The following is a 1367-nucleotide window of genomic DNA, read 5'->3' as shown; positions in this document are numbered from 1 at the left end:
ATTATTTTCCCAACTTAGGGCCAAAAAAGTAAATACCCAACTAAAGGTGGCCCTATCCATTCAGAATTTATATACAATTAAGACTTGTGCAACAACGACATTTTAATGATTAAGGGACAGTTTTTCCTTCGATTTTTCGAATCCAAATATGCGCTGGTTTCCACAATGCAGCCCTTAAATAACGACTAATTTGCAAGATTTTACGCTTACTTTTTGTTTCGATTTGTGCGAGGATATGTAAGCAATAAACAATCAGTGCAATAAACACTTGATTTTGAATCGCCCATTCGCTTTGACCGTAAAATTTTTTGATATTGAGATGTTGTTTGATCCATTTAAAAAATAGTTCGATAGTCCAACGTGATTTATACATCTCTGAAATTTCTTCGGCACTCAAATCAAAACGATTCGTGATCAAATGGAGTACATTTCCTTTTGAATCCATTACTTTTAGAAGGCGAAAGTAGTTTTCAGCTCGGTTTTGTGTCGTTCCAATCAAGACCATTTGATCCGATAAAACAGATGAACCCTCGGGTAGTTTAAAATCATAAACCTCCCGTACAACTGCGTTTTTTCGTAGCCTTGAAAGAAAAAAGTAACCATCGTCTGTCAAACGGTCAAATCTTTCGTAGTCTAGATAACCACGGTCAAACACATACATGCATTCCTTGTCGTCCACCATAATCTCAAGCTGACCACGATCGTGTTCGTTTGCCGTTGTTATCACGGCCTTTTCAGGGTAAGAAGTTCCTTTTTCCATAAATACAAGGCGTAAATGTAACTTTACCCCCGCCTTTGTTTTACGGAACTTTGCCCACCTATGATTGGTCAAATTGAGTGGTAATGTGCTTGAATCAATAATTTTTAACGGCATGATTCGTTTTGTGTAGTGTGTTTTAGCGTGAATTTGTCCGACTAGATCAAGGAAAAGCGACTGAAACAGATCTGGATTCATGCCATTTAATCGGCGAGATAGCTGAGAAATACTTATAGAATCAAGGTTTACTGCCTTTTGAAGTTGGTCATCGAAAAGGCAATCGCCCAATGCATGAAGACTTTCAACTTCCTTAAGTTGTGCAAAAAGTAATAATTTAAGAAATGACTCTGTCGTTAATTTTTTTGTATAGAAATCTAATTTCATTGTTTTCACGTTTTCTTCTAATAATTGAAGATTTATCGGTGAAAACCATTGTCCAAATGAATTTTTTCGTGTAATCTTATCCATGAGCGTTGTCCTTTTTAATGGATTTGGACGGATTACCACCAACTATTTCCATTATAAAGGACTTTTTCTTTGTTTGAAATAATAAAATTGAAGATTTTGGGTATTTTTAATAGTTAATTTAAATTAATGCAACACTAGTGAT

Annotated in this window: 1 protein-coding gene; it reads right to left on the bottom strand. The window is 35.3% G+C overall.

Translation table 11 applies throughout. The annotated features are described in order from the left end of the window. Nucleotides 1-109: 109 nt before the first annotated feature. On the bottom strand, nucleotides 110-1225 hold the full coding sequence (locus tag LIZ98_RS17460) for an IS4 family transposase (RefSeq protein ID WP_033826334.1): 1116 nt from the start codon (nucleotides 1223-1225) through the stop codon (nucleotides 110-112). Nucleotides 1226-1367 lie beyond the last annotated feature (142 nt).

This window comes from Caldibacillus sp. 210928-DFI.2.18, from assembly GCF_020554505.1.
Taxonomy (GTDB): Bacteria; Bacillota; Bacilli; order Bacillales; family Caldibacillaceae; genus Caldifermentibacillus; species Caldifermentibacillus hisashii.
This window is presented reverse-complemented; position numbering and strand designations above follow the sequence as displayed.

Coding starts and splice junctions, on each gene's coding strand:
- LIZ98_RS17460 (WP_033826334.1), bottom strand. CDS start 1,225: ATGGATAAGATTACACGAAAAAATTCATTTGGACAATGGTTTTCACCG.